The sequence below is a fragment of the Phycicoccus avicenniae genome, from assembly GCF_018139485.1.
GTDB lineage: Bacteria > Actinomycetota > Actinomycetes > Actinomycetales > Dermatophilaceae > Phycicoccus > Phycicoccus avicenniae.
In genome coordinates this window covers 66,923-90,908 of record NZ_JAGSNF010000023.1, presented here as the reverse complement: position 1 = coordinate 90,908, position 23,986 = coordinate 66,923, and the positions used below count along the sequence as shown (strand labels likewise).

Sequence of the window (23,986 nt, the reverse complement as noted above, 5' to 3'; positions counted from 1 at the left end):
TGGGAGTGGGCTGGTCAGGAACGACCGGCGACGACGGTGTCGTCCGGCAGGAGGTCGGTGCCGAGGAGCGCGATGGCCTCGGTGAAGGCGGCCTGGAAGGACCGGGTCGGGGTCTCGCTGCCGGCGGCGTGCCGCGCCCAGACCCGCAGGGCGGCCTCGCCGCACGCGAGGATCGAGGTCGCGACGAAGGCGACGTGCAGCTCGGAGGGTGCGTCGCCGAGCCGGCCGCGCAGCCAGCCCTCGAGCCAGTCGAGCCACGTGTGGAGCTCACCGAGGATGAGGGACTTCGCGTGGGCGCTGGACTCGCCGGCCTCGACGAGGACACCGATCCGCTCGACGAGGTCGAGGTCGCTCGGGTCGTCGACGACGGCGAGCAGGCTGGCGCGCAGCGGCTCGTCCTGCGGGCGCTCGTCAAGCCGGCGGCTCAGCGCGGTGAAGAACTCGGCGACGCTCGCGGTGAGGACCTGCTCGACGGAGGGGAAGTAGTTGAAGAAGGTCCGGCGGGAGACGCCGGCGCGCTCGGCGACGGCCTCGGCGGTCACGGCGTCGACGCCCTCGTCCCGCACGATCGTGTACGCGGCGAGGGCGAGGGTGCGGCGGGTCTCCGCACGCTTGCGCTCGCGCAGCGAGGTCGTCCGGCAGGGCGTGGTTGTCACGTGGTCAGCGTAGGTGTCCGGTGCACGGCAGTGCAAACCTGCATGTCAGTGCACTCCGATGGCGCCACCAGCGCCGCCGACGCCCGCTGTCGTGCGTGCTACCCCGCAGGACTGGTCGTGATCGCAGCAGTCACTGCGCCGTAGCACGCGACTCCGGCAGAGGGGTGGACGGGCGTGGGAGCATGCCAGCATGGCGGAGCACGGCGGTCGGAGCGACGGGACGGGCGAGGGTTCCGACGGGCGAGGGCCCCGGCCGGGCGAGGGTGCCGACGGGCTCCACCTCCCGGTGCCGGACGACGGTCTGCTGCGGCTGGTCCGCGAGTCGGTCATCGGCGAGGACCACGTCATGGACACCCCGTACGGCCCGCGCCGGGTGACGTACGCCGACTACACCGCGTCCGGCCGGGCGCTGTCCTTCGTCGAGGACTTCATCCGCGACGAGGTCCTGCCCGCCTACGCCAACACCCACACCGAGTCCAGCGGCACCGGGCTGCAGACGACGCGGCTGCGCGAGGACGCCCGCCGGATCATCCACGACGCCGTCCACGGCGACGAGGACACGGTCGTCGTCTTCGCCGGGTCGGGATGCACCGGCGCGCTCGACAAGCTCATCGGCGTCCTCGGCCTGCGCATCCCGTCCGCCCTCGAGGACCGCTGGCACCTGTCCCGGCACGTCCCCGAGGACGAGCGGCCGGTCGTCTTCATCGGACCGTTCGAGCACCACAGCAACGAGATCCCGTGGCGCGAGAGCATCGCCGACGTCGTGACGATCCGGGCCGACGCCGACGGGCTCGTCGACATCGGCGACCTGCGCGACCGGCTGCTCGAGTACGCCGACCGGCCACTGCGGATCGGCTCGTTCAGCGCCGCGTCCAACGTCACCGGCATCGTCAGCGACACGTACGGCATCTCGGCCCTGCTCCACGAGCACGGGGCGCTCGCGTTCTGGGACTTCGCCGCGGCGGGCCCGTACGTCGACATCGAGATGACCGCGCCCGAGGGTGCCGACCCGCTCGCCTACAAGGACGCGATCGTCCTCTCGCCGCACAAGTTCATCGGCGGGCCGTCGACGCCGGGGCTGCTCGTCGCCCGCCGCGAGCTGTTCGGCAACCGCGTCCCCGACGTGCCGGGCGGCGGCACCGTCGCCTACGTCAACCCCGAGAGCCACGTCTACCTCGCCGACCCGGCGCACCGGGAGGAGGGCGGGACGCCGGCGATCATCGACTCGATCCGCGCCGGGCTCGTCTTCCGGCTCAAGGAGGCGGTCGGGGTCGGGACGATCCGGGCCCGCGAGGAGGAGTTCCTCGCCCGCGCCGTCGCGGCGTGGCGGGACGAGCCCGGCGTCGAGATCCTCGGCAGCCTCGACGCCGACCGCCTCTCGATCGTCTCGTTCGTCGTCCGGTCGCCGTCGGGCAGCCACCTGCACCACAACCTCGTCGTCGCGATCCTCAACGACCTGTTCGGCATCCAGTCCCGCGGCGGATGCTCGTGCGCCGGCCCGTACGGGCACCGGCTGCTCGGGATCGACCTCGAGCGCAGCCTCGAGCTCGAGCGGGAGATCACCGGCGGCTGCGAGGGCATCAAGCCCGGCTGGGTGCGGGTGAACTTCAACTACTTCCTGTCCGACGCGGTCGTCGACTACGTGATCGAGGCGGTGCGGATGGTCGCCCGCGACGGCTGGCGGCTCATCGGGGACTACGTCTTCGACCCCGCGAGCGGGCTGTGGCGGCACCGCGACGGGGTCGTCGAGCCACCGGTCCGGCTCACCGACGTCGTCTTCGGCGCCGACGGCACGGTGACGACGCCGCGGGCCCGGCGCCGGGCGGGGGAGGAGGTCCTCGCCGACCAGCTCGACGAGGCCGCCCGCATCCTCGCCGCGGCGACCCCGCCGGACCTGTCGATGCACGACGCCGACGTCTCGGCGGACTTCGAGCACCTGCGCTGGTTCGACCTGCCGGTCGGGACGGTCACCCGGCCGGTGCAGCCGACCTGACGAGACCTCGGACCCGGCGGGCGGCGCGGGTGACCGGCCCGGTCCACAGCCACCAGTAGGCGACGCCGAGCGCGAGGGAGCCGGCGGTCGCGAGCAGCGGCACGTCGAGCGGCCACAGCACCTCGAGCAGCTGCCAGTGGACGACGTAGACGTAGAGCGAGGCCGCGGCGAGCACCTGCACGAGCGGGACGACCGCCGACGGCACCCGCGTCACCGGCCGCCACAGCAGGACGAGGACGACCGCGGCGGTCAGGGCGTCCCGGGCCTCGTTGAACGAGAACGTCATGACCATCCCGAGGACGACGCCGCTGAGCAGCCAGCGGTGCAGCGTCGTGCGCGCCCGGGCGAGCGCCCAGCCGAGCAGGACGAGGTGGAGGACGACGAGCGCCGACCCGTGCATGTGCGGCACCGGCAGCGGCAGGACCGGCCAGCGCAGCAGCCCCCACGCAAGGACCGACAGGGCGAGCGGCAGCCCGAGCGGGTACCGCGCGTCGAGCCGCTGGACCGCGGGCAGCCGGACGAGCGCGGCGACGACGACGAGCGCGAGGACGATCGCCTCGACGAACCAGAAGCGCAGCGGCGGCCCGAGTGCGTCCTCGCCGAGCGCCCAGTTGAGCAGGACGAGGTTGCGCGGCTCGTACATCCCCCACGCGAGGTGGGCGACGGCGATGACGACGACGGTCGGGGCGGCGACCTTCGCGGCGCTGACGAGGAGGCGCCGCGAGCGGGCGCGCCGGTCGGGGTCGGCGAGCTGGAAGCGGGCGGCCTGGAACCCGGCGAGGACGAGGAGGGCGTTCGCGGTGCCCTGGAGGGTGAAGAGGTCGGCGTGGGTGCCGACGATGAGGACGATGGCGAGCGCCCGCAGCCAGATGCCCGTCTCCATCGCCTGCCACCGAGGGCGGCGGGCGGCGGCGGTCGCGCCGTCGGGGGCGGTCGTGGTGGCCGTTGCGGCCCGGGCGCGCTCGAGCTGCGCGACGGGGGTCACGTGCCACGACGGCGGCAGGTCGCCGAGCAGCCGCTCGAGCCCGACGGACACCTCGACGTAGGACAACGAGTCGCCGCCCAGGGTGACGAAGGTGTCGTCCGGCCCGACCGGGCGGTCGAGCAGCCGGGCGTACAGGTCGGCCACGGCGTGCGGCGCCTCGGCCACCTCCGCGGTGTCGACGGCCGAGGCCGCGACGTCCACGATCCCGAGCACCCCGGCGTGGTCCGGCTTGCCGTTCGCGAGCATCGGCAGCGCGTCGACGGTCGCGACCCGGACGGCGTCGAGCGGCACCCCGGCGGCGCGGGCGGTCGCGCGGCGGACCCGCTCGCGGGCGGGGGCGCTCGGGACGCCCTCGGCGGCGACGGCGACGAGCCCGTCCCGGCCGCCGACGAGCGCGGTCTCGCCGAGGTCACGCAGCCGGCGCTCGAGGGCGTCGAGGTCGACCCGGTGGCCGAGGACCTTGACGAACCGGGCCCGCCGCCCGACGACGCGGATGAGGCCGTCCGGTCCCACCTCCCCGAGGTCGCCGGTCCGCAGCGCGTCGACGGTCCGCCCCAGCGCGAGGTCGGCGGGGCCCTCGGCGTACCCGAGCATGACGTTGGGGCCGCGGACGACGATCTCGCCGTCGTCGACCTCCACCCCGACGCCGGGGACCGGCAGCCCGACGGCGTCCGGGTGCTCGGCAGCCAGCTCCGGCGGCAGGCATGCGATCCGCGCCGTCGCCTCGCACTGTCCGTACATGACGCAGAGGCCGAACCCCTGCCGCTCGCCGAGCGCGGCGAGGTCGCGGACCCGGTCCGGCGCCATCCGTCCGCCGGCCTGGGTCAGCGAGCGCAGCCGCGGCAGCCGGGCGAGCGTCCCCTCGGCCCCGAGCCGGTCGAGGAGGTCGAAGGTGTGCGGGACGCCGGGCAGCGTCGTGACCCCGGCATCCTCCGCCTCCCGCCAGAAGCACTCGTCGACGACCGACAGCCCGGTGAGCAGCACGGACGCGCCCGCGGCGAGGTGGGTGTGCAGGACGGACAGGCCGTAGCAGTACGTGAGCGGCAGGGTGAGCGCGGCGCAGTCGTCGGCCCGGATGCTGAGGGCGGCGTCGATCTGCGCGGCGTTCGCGGCGAGGTTCTCGGCCGAGAGCCGGACGAGCCGCGGCGACCCCGTCGACCCGCTCGTGCTCATGAGGAGGGCGAGGTCGGGGTGCAGCACGTGCGCCGACTCCGCTCGTCGCACGTCCACCCCACCGGCGGCGTCGACGACGACGTCCGGGTCGTACGCCTCCCGCAGCGCGGCGGCCGGCGACCCCGGAGCCCCGAGGAGGACGACGTGCCCGGCGGCCTGCGCGCCGAGCAGCGCGACGACCGACGCGAGCGTCGAGCGGCCCTCGACCTGGACGAGCCGGCGCGGCCCGGCGAGGTGCACCGCCGCCTCCCCGACCCGGGCGGCGAGCCCGGCGTACGTCACCGGCCCGTCGGGGGTGTGGAGGGCGACCCGGTCCCCGTGCGCCCGCAGCCTGTGGACCCACGGCAGGGCCCGGGTCGTGGGGGTCGCGGCGAGAGCGGTCACGCGCGTAGTGAATAAGGTGAGGCTGCCCTAAGTCAACCTGTGACGGCGACTTGGGCCGCGGAGCGGGACGGGGCTACGATCCGCGATGGAAGTGAGGGCAGCCTTGCCTATCTCGTGGCCACCGACGTCGACCGAAGGAGCACCCCCGTGATGCGCCGCCGTACCGTCCTCCTCGCCTCCGCGGCCGCGATGGCCGTCGGCCTCAGCGGGTGCGGGAGCGACAGCCTCGAGGCGACCGGTGACCTCGACGAGGACAAGCTGACGATCTACAGCGCGCAGCACGAGAACCTCACCGAGGCCTGGGGGAAGGCCTTCCAGGAGGAGACCGGCATCGAGGTGCAGGTCCGCTACGGCAACGACTCCTCGATGGGCGCGCAGATCGTCGAGGAGGGCGAGTCCTCCCCGGCCGACGTCTTCCTCACCGAGAACTCCCCGGCGATGACGACCGTCCAGAACGCGGGCCTGCTCGCCGAGGTCGACGGCGCGACGATCGACCAGGTCGAGGACCGCTTCGTCCCCTCGAGCAACGAATGGGTCGGCATCGCCGCCCGCTCCACCGTCCTCGTCTACAACCCGAGCATGATCTCCGAGGACGAGCTGCCGGCGTCGATCATGGACCTCGCCGACGAGGAGTACGCCGGGCAGTGGAGCGCGGCCGCCGGCGGCGCCGACTTCCAGGCCATCGTCTCGGCGATCCTCCAGGAGGAGGGCGAGGAGGCGACCGCGGAGTGGCTCGCGGCGCTGAAGTCGGACGCGAAGGTCTACCAGAACAACATCGCGACGATGAAGGCCGTCAACGAGGGCCAGTCGGCGATGGGGATCATCTACCACTACTACTGGTACCGCGACCAGGCGCTGGAGAAGGTGAGCAGCGGCAACACGGCGCTGCACTACTTCCGCGGCCAGGACCCGGGCGCGTTCGTCAGCGTCTCCGGCGGCGGGGTCGTCGCGAGCAGCGACCGGCAGGAGGACGCCCAGGCCTTCCTCGCCTACGTCACGAGCCCGGCCGGCCAGGAGGTCCTCATGACCGAGGACGTCAAGGAGTACGCCGTCGGCAAGGGCGACGAGTCCGACCCGGCGCTGCCGACCGTCGAGTCGCTCGAGCCGCCGGACATCGACCCGTTCACGCTCGACCAGCAGAAGGTCCTCGACCTCATGACCGAGGCGGGCCTGCTCTAGGTGAGCCTCGCCCCCGCCCCGACGGCGTCCGACCCCCGTGGTCCGGCGCCGTCGTCGGCGTCCCCGGGGTCGCCCAGTAACCGTCGTCGCGGGTGGTCCGGCGGGTCGGCGGGTGGGTCCTCGGGCGGTGGCGACCGCCCGTCGTGGGTGCTGCGGGGGGCCGCGGTGCTCGTCGCGGCGCTGTGCCTGCTGCCGCTCGTCGTCGTCGCCGCGAAGGCGCTGGAGTCCGGGCCGGCCGAGGCGGCCGAGCTGCTGTGGCGCCCCCGGGTCGGTGAGCTGCTGCGCAACACCGTCGCCCTCGTCGTCCTCACCGGGACGCTGTCGGCGGTGCTCGGCGTCGGCGCTGCGTGGCTCGTCGAGCGGACGGCCCTGCCGGGGGCGGGCTTCTGGCGGGTCGCGTTCGTCGCGCCGCTCGCCGTCCCGGCGTTCGTCAACAGCTTCGCGTGGTCGGCGCTCGTGCCCGGGTTCGAGGGGCTCGGCGGCGCGGTCATCGTCACGACGCTGTCCTACTTCCCGTTCGTCTTCCTCCCCGTCGCGGCGCTGCTGCGCTCAACGGACCCGGGGCTCGAGGAGGCCGCCCGCTCGCTCGGGCTCGGGCCGTGGCGGACCGCCGCCCGGGTGGGGACCGCCCAGGTGCGGCCGGCGCTGCTCGGCGGGCTGCTCCTCGTCGCGCTGCACCTGCTCGCCGAGTTCGGCGCGCTCGAGATGCTGCGCTTCCCGACGTTCACGACGGCGATCCTCGACCAGTACGAGGTCGCGTTCGACTCCCGGTCCGGCAGCGTCCTCGCGCTCGCGCTCATGGTGCTCGCCGTCACCGTCCTCACCCTCGAGATGCTCGCCCGCGGGCGTACCCGGCACGCCCGGGTCGGCGGCGGCGCGGCCCGGCGTCCCCCGCGGGCCCGGCTCGGCCGCGGCCTGCCGCTCGCCCTCGCCTCGGTGACGGCGCTCGCGGTCCTCGCGCTCGGGGTGCCGGCGTGGAGCATCGGGACGTGGCTGACCCGCACCGACCAGGCGTACGAGAGCATCGACCTCGGCCCGGCCGTCGGGTCGACGGTGGTGCTCGGGCTCGCCGCCGCGCTCGTCACGACGCTGGCGACGTTCCCCGCGGCGTGGCTCGTCGCCCGCAGCCGGTCGCGGCTGGCCGTCGTCCTCGAGCGGGTCACGTACCTCGCCTCGTCGCTGCCGGGCGTCGTCGTCGCGCTCGCGCTCATCGCGCTCGCCATCGGGTTCGTCCGCCCGCTCTACCAGACGGCCCCGGTGCTCGTCCTCGCCTACGTCATCCTCTTCATCCCCCGGGCGATGGTGACGACACGCGCCGCCATCGCCGCCGTCCCGCCGGAGCTGTCGGACGCTGCCCGCGCCCTCGGCGACGGCCCGGCGCGCACCTTCCTGCGGGTCCAGCTGCCGCTCATGCTCCGCGGGACGCTCGCCGGCGCGGCGCTCGTCTTCATCGCCGTCTCGACCGAGCTCACCGCGACGCTGCTCCTGGCCCCGACGGGAACGGAGACGCTCGCGACGGCGTTCTGGTCGGCGAGCTCGTCCCTCGACTACGCGGCGGCGGCGCCCTACGCGGCGGCCCTCGTCGTCCTCTCCGCACCCCTGACCTGGCTGCTGCTGCGGAGCAGCCACGAGGAGCCCTCCCGATGAGCGACCTCCGGCTCTCCGGCATCAGCGCCTCGCACCCGCGGACGCCGGTGCTCCACGACGTCGACCTCTCGGTCGCGTCCGGCTCGACGACGGCCGTGCTCGGCCCGTCCGGCTGCGGCAAGACGACGCTGCTGCGGGTCGTCGCGGGGTTCATGCGTCCCGACGCCGGCGAGGTGCACATCGGGTCCGACCTCGTCGCCGGGGGCGGGACGTGGGTGCCGCCGGAGAAGCGCGGGTTCGGCTACGTCGCGCAGGAGGGCAACCTCTTCCCGCACCTCACGGTCGCGGCGAACATCACGTACGGCCTGCCGCGCCGGGACCGGAAGGACTCCGCGCGGGTGGCGGAGCTGCTCGAGCTCGTCGGGTTGCCCGGCGACCACGCCGGGCGGCGGCCGGACCAGCTGTCCGGCGGGCAGCAGCAGCGCGTCGCGCTGGCGCGGGCGCTGGCCCGCCGGCCGCGGGTCGTCCTGCTCGACGAGCCGTTCTCGGCGCTCGACCCGGAGCTGCGGGTCGCGACGCGGGACGCCGTCGCGGCCGCCCTGGCGGCGGAGAAGGCCACCGTCGTGCTCGTGACGCACGACCAGGCGGAGGCGCTGTCGTTCGCCGACCAGGTCGCGATCATGCACGAGGGGCGGATCACCCAGGCCGGCGCGCCGGTCGAGGTCTACCGGGCGCCGACGGACCGCCGGTCGGCGGTGTCGCTCGGGGAGGCGTGCTTCCTCGCCGGGCGGACCGGCGACGGGGTCGTCACGTGCGCGCTCGGGTCGTTGCCGGTGCGGGGGGCGTCGGGGGAGCGGGACGTCGACCTGCTCATCCGGCCCGAGCAGCTGCACCTCGGCGTCGACGGTGGTGCCGGGTGCCCGGCGCAGGTGACCCGGACGGAGTTCTTCGGCCACGACGCGCTCGTCGAGCTGCGGCTCGACGGGGTCGACGGGGCGCTGCTGCGGGCGCGGACGATCGGTCCGCTCACCCCGCCGGTGGGGAGCCGGGTGTCGGTGACCGTCGACGGCGAGCCCCACCTCATCGACCGCTGACCGGCGCGGTCGAGTCGGTCGCACCGCCGAAATGGGGTCACCCACCAGTTGCGTCACTGCGCCCAGTTAGGGCTATGCCGCGGAGCCAGTCTTTCGGTCACATGCCGAAGGAGGGCCATGGCAACGGCTGTGGCCCGGATCGGCCTCTCAATTGGCACCTTGGGGCACATCGGGAAGGTGGGCCTGCGGATCGACGTCATTAGCGGCTGTAGGGAGCCAGCCCCTCGTTGCCGGCGACAACCAGTGAATCGACCAACATCTGCCACTCGTCTAGGCGCCCGAGTTCCTCGGCGGCGTTGCGCACTTCCTTAAGCCAGGTGTCCAGGAACCACGACCGGCTAACGGTGACGCGACCTGACTGGATGCAGAGGTTCGCTACCCATCCGACGCCACGCGTCGCCTGCACATCCAGAGAAAGCCTGCGTAGGAGCCCGATGAGTGCGTCAACGCTCTTAACCTCACCGCGTCCGACGGGCAGCCAATCGTCGATGAGGTCGACAAGATCTTCGGCACTGACCCAGTCGATGGGTGCACCTGATACTTCGTTGTAGAGGCCCGACGTCCATGGAAGCGGATCGGGAAGGAGCGCGGCGGCTGCCCAGTCGCCCCAATGGCGCTTGTTATAGGGGTTCTGGTCATCGCCTTGATAGGTGAGGCCGTGGCGAAGGACGGTCGGCCATAGGCGCCGCGCGGCGTCGGCGAGGTTCGCATTCTCAGCGCCTGCAGCCATCAGCCCGTGAAGGAAGTTCGTCATGATGCCCGCGTCGGCGCGCAGGACGTCGAGGTGCGCGAGCACTGGTGCGGGGTCGCCGTCCCTCGCGTAACTCTGGAGTAGTGCTCGTGCGGCCACGAGGCTGTGGGTGCCGCGGTCGTCGGCGCTCCAACGACGCTCTTCGTGCAGCACCATGCACTGGCTCTGGACCGCGAGAAGCCTCGCGAGGAGCGCCAATGCGTCCACCGTGCAGCAGTGCTCGGTGGCCGCGGCGGCGCCAAGACCGCGGATGGCCGCATCAAGCACCCCGATGTACACCGAATCTCCGGGGAGCTCTTCGAGTCGGGCGGCGACGTCACCTTCGATAGGTGCCGGCTCACGGCGGAAGCCGCCTTCGTCCCATGGGCCAAGCTCGGCGCTGCGGGCGGTCTCGAGGAGCCAGTCCAGCGCGGTCTGGTGGATACACGGCTCATGGTTGCATGCTGCGGACCAGACGACATCGCAGCCTCGGGCGAGGAAGAGTCGCGTCTCGAGGGAGGCTTTGCCTGCCATCGCGAGTCCGACGTCCGCCACGTCGCCGACGGTGGCACCCCCGTCGCCCAGTGCCGCGGAGAGGCCAGGGGTGAGGAACGCCGGAAGGGCATGAGCGACAGCTCGGTCGGCACCCAGATCGAAGTACTGACCCTCTTCGCGCTGATCTTCGACGGCACGGAACGACGAGGCGAGGCCCAGAACGAACTCGGCTGCAAACGCGGCCTCGCCACCGAGCGCGGCAGGATCACCCGCGGCAGCGCGCTCGACCGCGGCACGGATGACGTGTGCCACCGCGTCCGCTGGCTGGTTCGGCAGCAAGCCCTCCTCGACCTCAAGGAGCGAATGCCCGGTCACCAAGTCTGCGGCGATCTCCCCGGACGTCGGCGCAACGTAGTCGGCGTCGTGCTTGGCCGAACCCCAATAGCGGTTCTGGAGCCTCAAGGTGGTGTTAACCGTCTCCTGATAGGCGGCACGAACTTCTTGTGCGGCAAGGAGCTCGGGGGGCGGTTCAACCTCGATGAGCAGACCCTCAGGCACGACTGTCAGCTTGTACCGGTCTGCATCGAGACTTGCTGCCCAATTCATCGTCAGGTCCCGGCCGAGGCCCATGCTGTCGCCGTTCTCGATCAGCTTCTCACCGACCTCCTTCAGCACCTTTGCGCGCTCCTCACCGCCACCGGTAAGTAAGGCGGCGGCGACCTCGCGAGGCGTCCACCGGCGCCGCTCAAGGTTTCGGAGCCCTTCGGTCGACGCAGCGAGTCCGGAGTACTCGTGAGTACTGCGTGCAAACTCAAGCTCCCACACAACCGGTTCCGCGAGGAAGGAGTCGAGAGCGTCGCCGACCTTGTCGAGATGGCGGACGAGGACGCCGTAAAGCATCCCGGGAACCGCTAGGTTCTCACAGCCTTCGAGAACGACTTCCATCACTCGGCTGGCCGGGATTCCGTGCTCTAGCCACGTGTCGATGACACGTTCCATCGCCTGGAGCGCACTCATCGCCGAGTAGGGGCCGACGGTGGTACCGCGATACCAGCTCCAGACGTGGGAGTCGCCGATGTAGAGCCGCGGGGTGCCGTCCAGGTTCAAGACAAGCCCTTGATCTTCGCCCGCGGCTCCCTGGTCCGCGGTGACCCGGCCGCCTTTGCCGTCGACCGGAAGAGAGAAAGGGTCCGGGCTGTTGTGTCTCGCCAGCGTGTTGACTCGTGCGCGAGCCCCGCTGTTCAGAATGTTGTTCAGAACGCGCACCCGAGTCTTGACGGGTGCGGACTGGAACAACTGCCAGAAACCACCGAAGTAGTACATGAAGAAGGGTCCGCCGAAGCCCGTCCACCTGCCTTGGTGCATCCTGACGCCTTCGTCGCGATGCCAGCGGTGCTCGTCGTCGATGTAATAGGCCTCCATCAGCGTGGCGAGCAGTTCGGGATCGCGTTGGGCGACAGCCCGGGCACTCACAGGAGAGTCCGCAGCCGGTGCGAGGAAAGCGGGCGCGTCATCGGCGAGAACTCGCAGGCAGGCCTCGGCCTCGTCGTCGAGATCGGGCCCTAAGAGCGCCAATGTCTCGACGAACTCTTCTTGGGTCACGTGGTAGTCCAGATCGCCGCGCCGGCGACGGCGACGCTCGGTCGGGAAACCCGAGGACCGCAGCGCTGCCGTCATCTCGTCGTCTTCCTGCGGTTCACGCGGTGGATATGCATTCCAGTGCTCGAGAAGACGTGCCCGCAGGGCAATGCGTAGCTCGTTTCCTTCTGGAGCATCCGCAAGGATGAGCGCCTGGAGGCAGTCCGCGAGTAGCTCGAACGATTCCTTTGAAACGTCCCACGGCTTTTCGTAGTCCAGAAGTATTCGGACCACCGCGCCCGCAACGGCTGGGTCGATGAGCCCACCGTCCTTATGCCTCTGCACCACGATGCGAACCACGTCGGCGAGGTCAAGATCGGTGGACTTGTCGGCGAGTGCAACTGTCAGGCACTGGTACGCGTTCGGTGTCTCTAGAACGGCTTCGACCGGAACATCTGCCCACCGAGCTCCGTGTTCGAAAGCGAATTCCTGAAACGTGCCGAGGAGGCGGAGGAACCGTTGCTCCGACGGCACGGCAGTGTCGTGGAATAGGCCCTTGCACGCCAGCGTCGCGGCTGAGAGGGCCAACCGCGGGACCGCGAAGCGTGCGAGCACCTGCGTCAGGTCTTGGGCACGAACCAGAAGGATGGCGGTTGCGTAGCGGCGGACCTCGTCGTGGGCGAACTCGGGTTGTTCTCGATAAGGGTTAGCGGGGGCGAGGAGATGATCTCGCCTCAGCGCATCGATCGCCTCGGCGTCTGTGCCGGCGATGGGCCGGAATTCGAGCGGGAGTTGGGCTACGGAGGCAGCGACTGCGAGAAGAGTCTGTTCCCGCGCCTGCGCCGACCCCCCGCCCGAACGACTCTCGCTGCGTACGACGTTGGTCCACACCAGGTTGAGGCATTCCCACTCGCTGAGTTTCCCGTCGAGTTTCACTCCAGTCCGCGCCAAGAGGTCGAGAACGACCGGTCGACGCAGCAAGGAGTTCTCCGGCAGATCGCGCAGAACCGGACGAAGCAGCGGGAACTGCTCTGCAACGAAGGCGACATCGTCATCACTAAGCGGTGCGACCTTGAACGGGACGGCAGCCTGCCCCCAACCCGTCGCCAACTGCTCCGACACGAAATCCGATGCCACATCGGAGCTCACCGCGACAAGGCCCACGCCAGCCTCCTTTGCAGCTACCACCAGGTCGCTCAGTAGCGGCGCAGAACGTTCCAGACCCGCGTCGGCCCCGTCGATGACCAAGATCCTGTGGGGTGCAGAAAGCTCCGCGAGCACATCCTGAACTGACATCCCAAGAGCGGTACTCAACTCTAGGGTCGAGTGCGGCAGGCTTATGAAGCTCAACACGACGGCCTCGAACCCGCCAGGGTTAGCGGCCTCCAACTCGGCGACGGTAGACAGTGTCAATGCGCTCTTGCCGATACCTGACTCCCCATGGACGAGCACAGCCGACCCACCATCGGCGCCAGCCGCGAGCAGTGCCGTGGTGAGGCGTTCGCGCCGCCGGTCAGAAAAGGAGATCCTCACGGCGCCGCCCGATGTGTCGTCACCGATGCTGGCGCGCACGCCAGCTGCCAATAACTGCCGGTGCTCCTCCAGCATCTTCCACGAGGACCGACTACGGACCTTCGCGACGTTCAGCGCGCGGTGCAGGTCTCGGCGCAGAACTTTAAGGTCGACCACGGCGCCGGTCCGGTCATAACGGACAGTCTCGACCTCGATCTTGTCTCGCAGCGTCACCCCGTCGGTAGCGGCGTCCGCAAGGGCATCGAGAATGGTCGCGACCGCTGTGCGGTCACTTTCATCAGGGGTCTGCACGGCGAACGTGAGCACGTGGAGGCGGCTCAGCAGGCCCCACGTCAGTTGCGACACCTTGAGATCGGTCACCTCGCTTCCGCAGGCCCTCTTGACCATGCCCTGAAACTGGGAATAGCGGTCACGCACCGCCTTCAACCAGCGGCCATCCACTGATATCGACGCCTCAAACGCGCCCGCATCCGCGTGTGCCCGAGCGATGTCGGCTAATGTGCCGAGCTCTGTCCACTGATTCGAGCGCCCGGCCGCAGCGACCGCCACCCGGTGCGTGTCGTCGTCGAACTTCTCTACCTCAGCGAGCAGAGAACCGACCAACTTCACGGTTTCGTCGTCACTCTGAACGAAATTGGGGGTGGCCCGACAAGCGACCGCCAGCGTCACCTCGGATTCGTTATCGCTGCAGGTGACGAGCAGGTCATCGACCGGGTGATCCGGGCCGGTCTGGAACGCGACCCGGCGGACCGGCAACTCAGATGCCTCTGGACGTCGAGACCCAGTCAGCATGCTCGCCAGATAGGTGGTTGCGACCGAGCTCGCAAACGAGGCACCGCCGCCACCGGTCGCATAAGGGCTCGAGCCGGACGGTGACTTCGCCTTCGCCTTCCCGCTCACGGACGGCCGCTCGCCGCCCAGAGTAGCCGTTCCCTCGGGAGGCGCATCAGGATCGTGGTCGCCCACCGGCGACCCGTCCGTGGCACCTGCCGGCTCAGCAGGCTCGTCCATGATCTCCCCAGTCAGTCTTGTGCTCGTCGGTCAGCACCTCGACCGTAGCGACCCGTGCCGACGCTGTCGCCGCTCGCTACCCGCCTCGGCGGCTCGCTCGGATCCGCTGACCCGCGTCGGCGCCGGAGTAGCCCACTTCGCCGCAGGTGCCGGTCGCGGCTGATTGTCCTGATGACGCTCCGGGAGTGAGGGCTTCAGGTGACGTCAGGTCGAGATCGCGGCAAGCCAGTCAAGATCGTCGAGTTGCTGCTCCTCTGTGACTGGCTGCGGCGCCATCGGATCGCCAGCCAGGCAACACCGCCATCTGCGGCGTCGCAAGTGCACCTGCGCGACCATTAGGTAAACGCTGGCTGATGGCACACCCCATTCAGCCATACCTGTGTTCCTTGGCCCGTCGAGCCAATGGGGAGTTAGCTGCTTCGAGGGTCCACGTGCCAAGCGCGGCCAACGTCCCTGTTGGATGGTCGACTTGACCTCAATCGCGACCAAACGGGACAGCGTCGGATCCAGCATGAGCAGGTCGACTCCTGACCCAGATGAGAACCCTTGGCTGTCGTCATACACCGGTTGCCATCCGTGGTCGGCAAGCAAAGTCTCGACGACGGCCTCAGCGATGTTCCCCAGCACGGGCAGAGCAGATGAGCGAACGGCGGCCGGTAACGGAGCGCCCTCGGTCAGGACTTCCTTGACTGCGGCCTCGAGCAACGCGAGACGTTCTGGGTCTCGAATCAGTACCGGGGTCGCTGTCAGTGTCCCCTGAAGCGTCTCCTCGGGAATCGTGAACTCCGTGGCTCGGCGCAGTGCGAGTTGTGTCACGGCGCGAACCAGACTGGGCATGCTGGCTATCTCTGGAGGCGTTGCTTCGACCCGGCCTCGTAGTTGCGGTCGGTGAGGTAGCTGTGTAGGTAGTCATCGGCCAGCAGGCGCGGTATCTGGTGCCGGTGCTGGGGTGAGGGGTCGAAGGCAAGGACCTTCTTGCCCTTTAGCGTGGTCACCGGGATGTCGTAGTCCGGGTAGGCCTCGACGAACTTCACCAGCTTGCTGGTGGTCAGATTCTTTGCGTAGTCAGGGTCGGTCTGAATCAGGCGCGCGACCGAGGCCATCTTGGCGCGCATGCTCGGGTCATCCATCACCGCCTTCTCCAGGTCGGCGAACCCATGGATGGTCAGTTTCGATGTCACTGCGGCCAGCGTGTCCTTCGCCAGCTGGCGCGCCTTATCGTCGGCTTGCAGCTTGGTCTGGATGAGGGTGACGGTGGTGAAATAGACGACACCCGCGCACGTGAACGCGTCGAAACGTGGCTCGTAGAAGAGCACATCGCCGCCTACAGGCCGGTAGACACCGTCGCGTGGGATGAGCGTGAAGCCTCCTGTCCGCCGCGTGGCAATGCCCCGACCCTTGAGCCTGTAGGCGACGACCTGGTTGCCCCCCTGGCCGACAGCGTGAGCCATGGCAACCACGGAAGGCCCGTCAGCCGTATACGGCACGTCTCCTCGTCGGATCTCGGCGTCAACCGCGGCGAGTTCTGGGATCTGGTCCAGGTTCTCGACTAGCACTTGGGAGGTGCTGGTCTGGTAGGAGGGGTCGTAGTCCAGGAACTGCTTCTTGGTGAGCGCCTCAACGCTCTTATGAACGTCGGCGCGAACTTGGCCGGCCATGTCCTCGATGAGGTCGAACCGGGTGACCTCTGCCTCCGCGATGACCTCACCGCGCAGGACGAAGTTGTCCAGCGCCCCGGCACCAGTGGCAACAGCGGTGACGAGAGCTTGTCGGGCCGATTCAGCCGTCACGGTCTTCCCCCATTTGGATGGCCACGTTCTCACCAACGTATCGGCAGACTACTGCTCCCGCTTGTCGCAGGTGCCGCTCCTTGGTGAGGACCATGGTGACGGTGCCATTTGTGGCCGTCACGTCGTACAGGCGGTAACCCGCCAGGGCCAGAGTGGGGTTCAAGTGATACAGCCCAGCGCGAACGTAGATGGTGGCCATCACGGCAACCAAAGCCGCTGTCGCAACCAGCGTTGGGACGTCGGACTCACCGAAGACGGCAATCACGAGCGGGACGATATAGCTCGAGGTGAATGCCAGCACGCGCTCGTCTGCGCTCCGCACCGACTGGCAGTCGATGGTTCGCGCTTGGACACCCGCCACGCTACGCAGAACCAGAACGAGGAGGAGGACAGCAACCCCACACGCGGCAAGAATCACCCAGCTGGCGCGCCCCAGTTCGTCGAACCTCACGACCGCGAGCAGAGCCACCATCGGCGCGAACGCCGATGCGAGCAATCCGAGACCGACAAGCCGCGTCATGCTTCGACTCTATTGGTGACCACCGTCAAGTGGGTGCCACCATCGATCCCGCCCAGGTCGCTCCGCGCCAATAATCGAGAGATCCCGAGGCCCCCTCTGAAGCACTGCCGACGCTGCGTCATATCGCCGCGAGAGGGCGCCGAGCCGCACTGGCTCATCGCGGGTCTCACCCGTCGGTGTCGCGGTAGGAGCGGGTCTGTGCTGACGTGCGGGTGAGTTCCCGCGTCGCGGCGCGGACCGGGGCGTCGTCGGCTGGCGCGCGTGGGATCGCGAGACCGCCACGCTGATGGGCACTAGGGGTGCGGGGTGGTTCGTTGCAGTCGGTCGCGTGCGAGGTCGAGCTGGTGGCGCCAGGTCTTGGTGTTCTGCGCGTGCTGTGCGGTCTGTTCGTCGACCGGGATCGGCATCGAGGCGAAGCCGGACTCCACGACGCGGATCGTGACGGCTGTGCCGCAGTCCTCGACCCAGAACTGGACCAGTCGGCTGGAGGCGGTGCCGTCGTCGACGGCTCGGTCGGCGAGGTAGTGAGGTGGGTCGGAGGTCTCTCGCTGGAAGCTGAACTCGCCGTGGTCCCGGTCGACGACGGTCGCGACGTCTGCGTCCCAGGCGATGTCGTGCTCGACGAGCCGGCCCTCGTTGATGTACCAGCCGGGCTCGCTGACGAGCTCCCATGCGGCCGGGACGTTGGTGCCGTCGATGGTGACGGTGAGGTCGATGCGGTCGTGGTCGGCGCCTGTCACGGGTTCGACCCTAGACGCTGTTCCGCGCCCCGGACCTGCACCGCGACCTCGGACCGGGCGGGCGTCCGCCCCTGCGCGTTCACCGGCGCCGCCGCCGCGCAGCGGTGGCGATGACGGCCAGCGTGGCGGCGGCCGCCGTGGCGCGGGTCGCCGGGGGGCGGCTCGGGGTGAGGGCGGTGGTGGCCAGTCCCCAGGCGCTGGTGGTGGCGGTCGCTGTAGCTCCTCGCGGGTTGCCGGCGATGTAGCGAGCGAGGATTCCAGTGGTGAGGGACAGTCCGGCGCTGGTGGCCGCGATGGCCGCGGGTGAGGCCTTCGGTGCCCCGAGCAGGCGGGCGGCGGCGGCGAGGTTGACGGTGCTGGCCAGGGCGGTCCATCCGAGCAGCGCCCCTGTCGCGAGGGCCGTGAGGCGTGGTGGGTCCTGCAGGTGTTGCAGTCGCCGGTGCGCCACCCCGGTGAGGGCGGTCGCGGTGGGGAGCAGGAGGGGGGTGAGGGCGAACCGGTCCTGCTGGGCGGCCAGGGACCACAGGGTGTTGAGCGTGTAGGCGCCGGCCAGCGGCCATCCGGTGCGGCGGCTGGCCTCTCTTCTGCGTCCGGTGGCACGGCACTGCGCGACGGTGTCGGCGACGCATCCGGCGAAGATGGGCGCCCACACGGTGAAGGCGTAGCCCGGTGGGGTGATGACCGTGTCGTAGCGGTCGGTCTCCTCACCCTCGCCCAGGACGGCTCCGAGGTTGGGGACGGCGACGAAGGCGGCGCAGGAGCCGGCCAGGGCGATGGTGCGGACGATGTCCGCCCGGTGCTCGGCGCGGTGCCGGTCGCGTGCTTGGTGCGTGCGGGGGGTCATGCTCGGCCTACCTCCAGGGGTCGGGGCGTGTCGTCGTTGCGGCGACGTCGGCGGGTGGGGGCGAAGAGGGTGGCCGCGCCGAGGGCGAGGGTCAGGGCCCCGGCTGCGGCGGCGGTGGCGGTGGCGTGGGTGAACGCGGCTCGGGCCTGCGTGCGCGCCAGGGCGTCGGGGAGTGTGGGGATGGCGGTGCCGCTGGTGTCGGTGACGGTGCGGGTGAGCCGCTGCTGCTGCGCGCCGGTCATGTCGTGTGCAGCGAGGCGGTCGTGCAGGTCCGCGGCTGTGGCCGAGAGCAGCACGGTGCCCAGGAGTGCGACGCCGAGTGCGCTGCCGAGCTCCTGGGAGGTGCTCTGGATGCCGGCGGCGGATCCGCCGGTGTCGGCCGGGATGTGGGCCAGGAGCAGTCCGGGGAGCTGGGCTTCGGCGGTGCCGACCCCCGCGCCGTACCCGAACAGCAACGGGACGAGGGCCATGGGGCTCGAGGACGGTGACAGGGTCAGGGCGAGGGCTGCCAGCACCGCGATCTCCGCCAGGAGGCCGACGCCGATCACGGTCCGGACCCCGACCGCGCGGGCTGCGAGCGGCGTCACTGCGGCCGCGGCGAACGCGCCGACCGCCAGCGGGAGGAAGAGCAGTCCGGTCTGCACGGCCGAGAAGCCGAGGACGCCCTGTAGCCACAGGGGCAGGACGAACAACAGCCCGATCTGTCCCAGGGCCACGACGAGGACCACGAGGTTCCCGCGGGCGAACGTGGGGATGCGCAGTAGGTCGAGGTCGAACAGCGGCCTCCGACCGGAGCGGAGCAGGTCTCGCTCCCACAGCACCAGAGCGGTCCCGGCCAGGACGCACGAGCCGATGCACACCGCCGGCAGCGAGACCCCGGCCACCTCGGGCGCCCCGGGAGCGGGAGCCCACCAGCCCTGGGTGCGCCCCAGCAGCACGGCCGTGACCAGGCTGGTCGGGATGAGGACCGCGAGCGCGAGCCCGACCGGGTCCGAGAGCGGGCGCCCGGTCCGGTCCCGGGACTCCGGCACGAACGCCCAGGCCCCGAGGGCGGCCGAGAGCCCGAGCCCGATGTTGACCCAGAACGCCCACCGCCACGACAGCTGCGTGGTCAACCATCCCCCGAGCAGGGGACCAGCGGCCGCGACACCACCGACGGTGGCACCCCAGACCGCGAAGGCCCTCGCCCGGGCGGGGCCCTCGAACGTGGCGTTGAGCAGAGCCAGCGTTGAGGGCAGGATCGCCGCCCCGCCGATGCCCTGCACCCCGCGGGCCACGACGAGGGACGAGCCGGTCGTGGCGATCGCCGCCAGGACGCTGCCGACCAGGAAGAGCGCCACCCCGGCCAGGAGGGTGCGCCGACGTCCCCACCGGTCCGCCACCCGGCCGGCGGCGACCAGCAAACCGGCGACCGTGAGCGTGTACGTGCTCTGGACCCACTGCGTCGCCGCCGCCCCGATCCCGAGGTCCTTCACGATCTGCGGCACCGCGACGTTCACCACCGTCACGTCGACCACGACCATCGCCACAGCCAGCTCAACGCCGCCGCACCCCACCACCGTCGTCCCATCATCGTCTCCTCGATATTCGAGCGACCTGCTTCTCCAGCGACTGTACGATGACCGGTGTGCCCGATCAACCCCCCACCGCCGACGACACCGGCGCGACCGACGAGGACCAGATCGGCTGGGCGCTGCACCGGCTGGCGGTGGCCGGCGCGGCGCTGGACTCACGCGTCGCCTCCGGCCTGGGAGTCAGCGCGACGGACTACCTCGCGGTCAAGCACGTCATGGTCGCCGACCCCGCCATCGGATCGGTCGAGCTGTCCCGGCTTCTCGGCGTCACCTCGGGATCGGCGACCGTCCTGGTCGACCGGCTGCACCGGGCCGGACTGCTGGAGCGCGCCCCCCACCCCCACGACCGGCGACGCAAGATCCTGGTCCTCACCCCCAGAGCACGACAGCGGATCCTGGCCGCCCTCGACCCCATGACCGGCGACCTCCACGAGATGTCCAGCGGCTACACCTCCGCGGAGCTCGACGCGGTCCGGCGCTTCCTGTCCGACATCGTCGACCTCTACCAACGACACCAACCCAGCACCAGAGGCTGACTTGCTCACCTTCTCCGGGTCCGGTCCGCGCTCTCATGTTGTGAATCGAGATGGCTTCACCCACGACGGCCGGGGAGCAAGGTGTCCCACGTCGTCGCGTGCTGACTGTCCAGCCCTCCGCGCGGCCGACTGCAGCCGTGATTCCGGCTCGGGATCCGAAGTACGTCCTTCTGCCGCCAGACGGGCTACCGGCGGTGCTCACGGCAGCAGGTCGAGGTACTTCCTGCGGGCCGGCATTGCGTGGATGACCAGCTCGTTGCCGCTGTCGAGGATGAGCACGACGGTCTCGAGCAGTCGGGCGCCTGTGTCGAAGCCGAGGCGGAGTTCGCGGGCGGGAGTCTCGTCGTCGGTGAGGGGTTCGATCCAGATGGCCCACTCGGCCGCCTGGACCGCGTCGTCGGGGTCGATCCCGTGCTTGAGTGCGCTGGGGTGGACCTTCACGAGGCGAAGTGCACCAGTGCTGCCCGGATCGCCTCGGAGCGGCTCATCTGGTTCTTCGCGGCGGACGCGTCGAGTGCGTCCAACTCCTCAGCCGTCAGCCGGACAGCGACGACCTGCATGGGCTCCGCTCCACGTCCGGGACGGCCGCGTCCGCGACGCTTGAGCGCATCGACGTCGTAACCGGCCTCGGCCTCGTCTGCCCACTTCTGGATCTGCTCGTCACCAGCCACGATCGAAATCGTATAACGAAATTGCTCTCGTGAGGGAGTTCCGGGCAGATCGGCGCGGAGGTCAGCCCACAGCGCCGCGAGCCGTCCATGGTCCGGCGACACGTGCAGGTGCTGGGGTCAGCGGTTGCGTATGGCGTTGGCCATGTCGCTGAGTTGATGATCGACGATGTCCCGGACCAGGTCGGGGTTGACCCGGGAGCATTCGTGCACCGCGACATTGCGCAGACCCGCGATCGAGGCCCACGGCACTTCCGGCATGGTGGAGTGGGTCTCGCCTGACAGTGAGCGGACGGCCCCGCCGACGACGGCGAGATTGCGCACCACCGCGTCGTAGGCCATCGACCCCTGCTCGTCGGAATGCGGGTGGGGAGAGTACGCCGGGCAGCGCTCGAGGGCGCCCGGAATGTCGGCAAACCGCTCGTCCTCGGAGCGGCTCACACCGCCACCGCGTCAGCGAGGGCGCTCGAGGAGACCTCGCCACGCAGCAGCGAGGTCGCCACGACATCGACCCGAGTCCCGGGGAGTCCGGTCAGCTCCTCCGCGATGCCGGCCACGCGCAGCAGTTCGTTGCCGCCGTCGGGTGTCAGGTCGATATCGCTGTCGGGTGTGGCGTCGCCACGGGCAACAGAACCGAACAGACGCGCGTTCGTCGCTCCGTACCGACCGAGGATCTCTTCGAGCGCGCGACGATGGCTGGCGATCGCTGCACGCAACGACTGCTGTCCGTGGCCACGGTCCTCACGACGCCAGCGTACGGGCCCGACCCCAGCGGTGACGGCAGCGTCGTCCACGCCGAAGCGAACGGTCAGAGCGGGAGTACGAGTAGCGACCCACTGCGCTCCACGTCCACGAAAGGGCGGCTCGGTCCGCGCTTCGTCCGGGGCGCAGACCCACGAGCGGTGATGCATCAGGTCAGCGAGTCGCCCTCCTTCGATGAGAAGTGCAATCCAGCCTCACCGTCCGCCACCGCCTGGTGTTGGCCGGCGAGTTGTTTCGGTCTGCGTCGGCTCGATGAGGGGGGGTGCGTTCTTCCCTCGTCGTGTAGACGGAATCGTCTACACGACGTACCGTGGCGGTATGGCTGAAACGACGACGATCCGCGTCAGTCGAGATACCCACGCCCGGGTGACCCGCTTGGCGGCGGAACGACACGAGTCGATCGACACGACCGTGCGCAGTGCTCTTCGGGCGTTGCGCCAGGACGCCATGGGCCACGACCTCGCCGCGGAGCTCACCGAGGACGAGACCGCCTGGCTCGATGCTGACGCCGGGTGACATCGTCGAGCTCGACCTCGGCACTCCGACGGGCAGCGAGGCCGGCCTGCTCCGACCCGCCATCGTGATCAGCGCAGCCCGGGTCCTGGCCGGCGGGCCGAACGTCGTCCACGTGGTGCCTCTGACCCGCACCATCCGGTCGAGCGGCGCGGAGGTGGTCATCGAGCCCGACGCCGAGAACCGCCTCGCGGCGCCCTCGTCGGCACAGTGCCAGCACGTGCGTTCCGTGGCCACCGCTCGCATCCATCGTCAGATCGGCAACGTCGGCCCCGTGGTCCTCGGCGAGGTCCGCGAGACCCTGGCGGTGCTCCTGGACCTCTAGCACTTCCCCACCGTCTCGTCGCACCGCGACCTGGCCCACGTCGACGCACGAGCGGCTTGGCACTCGCTTCGTCCCGAGCGCGGACCCTCCAGCGGTGATGCATCAGGTCAGCGAGTCGCTCTCCGTGGCCGGGCACACAGAGCCTCCGGCCCGGGTCGATCGGACCATCGAACCAAGCACACGGCGACTGAGGATGTCGAGCGGTCGCCGCTTGTGCGCTGCAGCCCGTGAGAGTGCAGCTCGTGCGGGGTGCCGACCGGTTGGCTGGGAGCCGGCTCGACAGCTCGCCAACCTGCCTGACCGCGCCCGGTAGCGCCCGAACGACCCCCCGCCGTGACGGCGTGCACCGCGGGGTGCCGTGACCAGGACTCACCAGGTCCCGCCGGGCGCGGGAGCGCGACCTAGTCGTCCGTTGCGAGGATCAGGTGCACTCGGTCGCGCGCACGGTCGAGGACGATGAGGTCGACGGTGCCGCTGTTCGACCCGAGGGGGCTGTACGGCCAGCGGCACTCATCATCCGTGGGTGGTTCGAGCATGAAGACGGTGCCGCTGCGCAGAAGAGGGTGGACGCGCTCCGCCATTCTTTCCAGAGCTGCCTCCGACTGCCGTTCCCGGTCGCGCCACCCGAAGGCCGAGGCCCAAGACCGCAAGCGCCTCTCGGCGTGCTGGGTGCTCACCCTCCTGTAGCTGGTCGCGGTCAAGGACGTCAGCAACCACTCGGCGTGGACTCCGTCCGACCCGTCGTCCCTCATGGCACCGAGGCCGTTCCACGCGAACCACGGCCACGACATGACGAGGGAAACGGCCTCGTCGTCCGCGTCAGGCAGGGCAGCCTCGGAGACCGTCGCGACGTGCACGAACATGGACGTGCCACGATCCAGGGGCACCAGCTCCGTGCTGTCCAGAGTCGGCATGCCCGCAGTCTGCCCTCGGCTCGACGTTCGGCTCCCGAGATCGGGGTGCAACCGCCCGACGTCACTCGTCCCCACGGACACGCACTGCCGCTCGAGGGGGTCGACGGGGCGCTGCTGCGGGCGCGGACGATCGGTCCGCTCACCCCGCCGGTGGGGAGCCGGGTGTCGGTCACCGTCGACGGCGAGCCCCACCTCATCGACCGCTGACGGACCCGACCGTCCTGCTTCATTGCGCGTCGTCGGGCCTCGACCTCCCGCGCGAGCCCCGTCCCGGGTGATGAGCCTGCTGCAGGAGGCTCAGGAGCGCGGACGGGGCTCGTCGCCCGGCTCGGCGGATGCAGGGCTCACGAGGCGAGGTCTCTCCTCGCGCGGCGTCTCCTGAGGTGGTCCCGCGCTTCGCCG

General features: G+C 70.3%; 22 protein-coding genes. 8 read left to right on the top strand and 14 right to left on the bottom strand.

All coding sequences use genetic code 11. The features are described from left to right. Positions 1–14: 14 nt before the first annotated feature. Positions 15–656, bottom strand: coding sequence for a TetR/AcrR family transcriptional regulator (locus KC207_RS15920; protein ID WP_211604303.1), 642 nt, complete (start codon positions 654–656; stop codon positions 15–17). A 190-nt stretch (positions 657–846) separates the two neighbouring features. Here KC207_RS15920 and KC207_RS15915 point away from each other — a divergent pair, with 190 nt between their 5' ends. Next, a complete protein-coding gene (locus KC207_RS15915) occupies positions 847–2,649 on the top strand; it encodes an aminotransferase class V-fold PLP-dependent enzyme (protein WP_211604302.1) in 1,803 nt (600 codons plus the stop codon). Here the strand turns inward: KC207_RS15915 and KC207_RS15910 are convergent. Beyond that, positions 2,624–5,191, bottom strand: a complete 2,568-nt coding sequence (locus tag KC207_RS15910; RefSeq protein ID WP_211604301.1) for a non-ribosomal peptide synthetase — start codon at positions 5,189–5,191, stop codon at positions 2,624–2,626. The genes KC207_RS15915 and KC207_RS15910 overlap by 26 nt on opposite strands. A gap of 150 nt (positions 5,192–5,341) precedes the next feature. Here KC207_RS15910 and KC207_RS15905 point away from each other — a divergent pair, with 150 nt between their 5' ends. The 3 genes from KC207_RS15905 (at position 5,342) to KC207_RS15895 (ending at position 9,051) form a co-directional block, all read left to right on the top strand. Continuing rightward, positions 5,342–6,370 (top strand): iron ABC transporter substrate-binding protein, encoded by a 1,029-nt coding sequence (locus tag KC207_RS15905; RefSeq protein ID WP_211604317.1) that lies wholly within the window; start codon positions 5,342–5,344, stop codon positions 6,368–6,370. 147 nt (positions 6,371–6,517) lie between these two features. Continuing rightward, a complete protein-coding gene (locus KC207_RS15900; protein ID WP_211604300.1) occupies positions 6,518–8,017 on the top strand; it encodes an ABC transporter permease in 1,500 nt (499 codons plus the stop codon). After that, positions 8,014–9,051: an ABC transporter ATP-binding protein gene (locus tag KC207_RS15895; RefSeq protein ID WP_211604299.1), complete on the top strand. Its 1,038-nt coding sequence runs from the start codon at positions 8,014–8,016 to the stop codon at positions 9,049–9,051. The genes KC207_RS15900 and KC207_RS15895 overlap by 4 nt, the downstream gene beginning before the upstream one ends. Positions 9,052–9,250: 199 nt before the next feature. On the opposite strand, the gene KC207_RS15890 is transcribed toward KC207_RS15895, so the two are convergent. The 7 genes from KC207_RS15890 to KC207_RS16985 form a co-directional block, all read right to left on the bottom strand. Then, positions 9,251–14,353: a hypothetical protein gene (locus tag KC207_RS15890; RefSeq protein ID WP_211604298.1), complete on the bottom strand. Its 5,103-nt coding sequence runs from the start codon at positions 14,351–14,353 to the stop codon at positions 9,251–9,253. Positions 14,354–14,602: 249 nt separating this feature from the next. Continuing rightward, complete coding sequence (locus KC207_RS15885; protein ID WP_211604297.1) at positions 14,603–15,235, bottom strand: hypothetical protein; 633 nt, start codon at positions 15,233–15,235, stop codon at positions 14,603–14,605. A 5-nt stretch (positions 15,236–15,240) separates the two neighbouring features. Beyond that, positions 15,241–16,188, bottom strand: a complete 948-nt coding sequence (locus tag KC207_RS15880) for a Kiwa anti-phage protein KwaB-like domain-containing protein (RefSeq protein ID WP_211604296.1) — start codon at positions 16,186–16,188, stop codon at positions 15,241–15,243. Beyond that, positions 16,178–16,708 (bottom strand): KwaA family protein, encoded by a 531-nt coding sequence (locus KC207_RS15875; RefSeq protein ID WP_211604295.1) that lies wholly within the window; start codon positions 16,706–16,708, stop codon positions 16,178–16,180. Before KC207_RS15875 ends, KC207_RS15880 begins: the two co-directional genes overlap by 11 nt. Before the next feature lie 293 nt (positions 16,709–17,001). Next, positions 17,002–17,448 (bottom strand): SRPBCC family protein, encoded by a 447-nt coding sequence (locus KC207_RS15870; protein ID WP_211604294.1) that lies wholly within the window; start codon positions 17,446–17,448, stop codon positions 17,002–17,004. A gap of 79 nt (positions 17,449–17,527) precedes the next feature. After that, a complete protein-coding gene (locus KC207_RS15865) occupies positions 17,528–18,292 on the bottom strand; it encodes a TspO-related membrane protein (protein WP_211604293.1) in 765 nt (254 codons plus the stop codon). After that, positions 18,289–19,815, bottom strand: a complete 1,527-nt coding sequence (locus KC207_RS16985) for an MFS transporter (protein ID WP_282958982.1) — start codon at positions 19,813–19,815, stop codon at positions 18,289–18,291. The genes KC207_RS15865 and KC207_RS16985 overlap by 4 nt, the downstream gene beginning before the upstream one ends. A gap of 104 nt (positions 19,816–19,919) precedes the next feature. Between KC207_RS16985 and KC207_RS15855 the strand changes: the two genes are divergently transcribed. Further along, positions 19,920–20,402, top strand: a complete 483-nt coding sequence (locus tag KC207_RS15855; RefSeq protein ID WP_211604292.1) for a MarR family winged helix-turn-helix transcriptional regulator — start codon at positions 19,920–19,922, stop codon at positions 20,400–20,402. Between the two features lie 198 nt (positions 20,403–20,600). On the opposite strand, the gene KC207_RS15850 is transcribed toward KC207_RS15855, so the two are convergent. The 4 genes from KC207_RS15850 to KC207_RS15835 form a co-directional block, all read right to left on the bottom strand. Beyond that, positions 20,601–20,843, bottom strand: coding sequence for a toxin (locus tag KC207_RS15850; RefSeq protein WP_211604291.1), 243 nt, complete (start codon positions 20,841–20,843; stop codon positions 20,601–20,603). Next, the gene (locus KC207_RS15845; protein ID WP_211604290.1) at positions 20,840–21,073 is read right to left on the bottom strand and encodes a ribbon-helix-helix protein, CopG family; all 234 of its coding nucleotides are present in this window, start codon (positions 21,071–21,073) and stop codon (positions 20,840–20,842) included. Before KC207_RS15845 ends, KC207_RS15850 begins: the two co-directional genes overlap by 4 nt. Before the next feature lie 117 nt (positions 21,074–21,190). Beyond that, a complete protein-coding gene (locus KC207_RS15840; protein ID WP_211604289.1) occupies positions 21,191–21,511 on the bottom strand; it encodes a HepT-like ribonuclease domain-containing protein in 321 nt (106 codons plus the stop codon). Beyond that, positions 21,508–21,864, bottom strand: coding sequence for a nucleotidyltransferase family protein (locus KC207_RS15835; protein WP_249138801.1), 357 nt, complete (start codon positions 21,862–21,864; stop codon positions 21,508–21,510). Before KC207_RS15835 ends, KC207_RS15840 begins: the two co-directional genes overlap by 4 nt. A 286-nt stretch (positions 21,865–22,150) precedes the next feature. Here KC207_RS15835 and KC207_RS15830 point away from each other — a divergent pair, with 286 nt between their 5' ends. Next, positions 22,151–22,348, top strand: coding sequence for a hypothetical protein (locus KC207_RS15830; RefSeq protein ID WP_211604287.1), 198 nt, complete (start codon positions 22,151–22,153; stop codon positions 22,346–22,348). After that, on the top strand, positions 22,332–22,670 hold the full coding sequence (locus KC207_RS15825) for a type II toxin-antitoxin system PemK/MazF family toxin (RefSeq protein ID WP_211604286.1): 339 nt from the start codon (positions 22,332–22,334) through the stop codon (positions 22,668–22,670). The genes KC207_RS15830 and KC207_RS15825 overlap by 17 nt, the downstream gene beginning before the upstream one ends. 401 nt (positions 22,671–23,071) lie before the next feature. Here the strand turns inward: KC207_RS15825 and KC207_RS15820 are convergent, their stop codons facing one another. Beyond that, the gene (locus KC207_RS15820) at positions 23,072–23,584 is read right to left on the bottom strand and encodes a hypothetical protein (RefSeq protein WP_211604285.1); all 513 of its coding nucleotides are present in this window, start codon (positions 23,582–23,584) and stop codon (positions 23,072–23,074) included. A 45-nt stretch (positions 23,585–23,629) separates the two neighbouring features. Here KC207_RS15820 and KC207_RS15815 point away from each other — a divergent pair, with 45 nt between their 5' ends. Next, entirely contained in the window at positions 23,630–23,791 is a 162-nt protein-coding gene (locus KC207_RS15815) for a hypothetical protein (protein ID WP_211604284.1), read from the top strand. Positions 23,792–23,986 lie beyond the last annotated feature (195 nt).

Coding starts and splice junctions, on each gene's coding strand:
- KC207_RS15915 (WP_211604302.1), top strand. CDS start 847: ATGGCGGAGCACGGCGGTCGGAGCGACGGGACGGGCGAGGGTTCCGAC.
- KC207_RS15905 (WP_211604317.1), top strand. CDS start 5,342: ATGCGCCGCCGTACCGTCCTCCTCGCCTCCGCGGCCGCGATGGCCGTC.
- KC207_RS15895 (WP_211604299.1), top strand. CDS start 8,014: ATGAGCGACCTCCGGCTCTCCGGCATCAGCGCCTCGCACCCGCGGACG.
- KC207_RS15885 (WP_211604297.1), bottom strand. CDS start 15,235: ATGCCCAGTCTGGTTCGCGCCGTGACACAACTCGCACTGCGCCGAGCC.
- KC207_RS15875 (WP_211604295.1), bottom strand. CDS start 16,708: ATGACGCGGCTTGTCGGTCTCGGATTGCTCGCATCGGCGTTCGCGCCG.
- KC207_RS15865 (WP_211604293.1), bottom strand. CDS start 18,292: ATGACCCCCCGCACGCACCAAGCACGCGACCGGCACCGCGCCGAGCAC.
- KC207_RS16985 (WP_282958982.1), bottom strand. CDS start 19,815: ATGGTCGTGGTCGACGTGACGGTGGTGAACGTCGCGGTGCCGCAGATC.
- KC207_RS15830 (WP_211604287.1), top strand. CDS start 22,151: ATGGCTGAAACGACGACGATCCGCGTCAGTCGAGATACCCACGCCCGG.
- KC207_RS15825 (WP_211604286.1), top strand. CDS start 22,332: ATGCTGACGCCGGGTGACATCGTCGAGCTCGACCTCGGCACTCCGACG.
- KC207_RS15820 (WP_211604285.1), bottom strand. CDS start 23,584: ATGCCGACTCTGGACAGCACGGAGCTGGTGCCCCTGGATCGTGGCACG.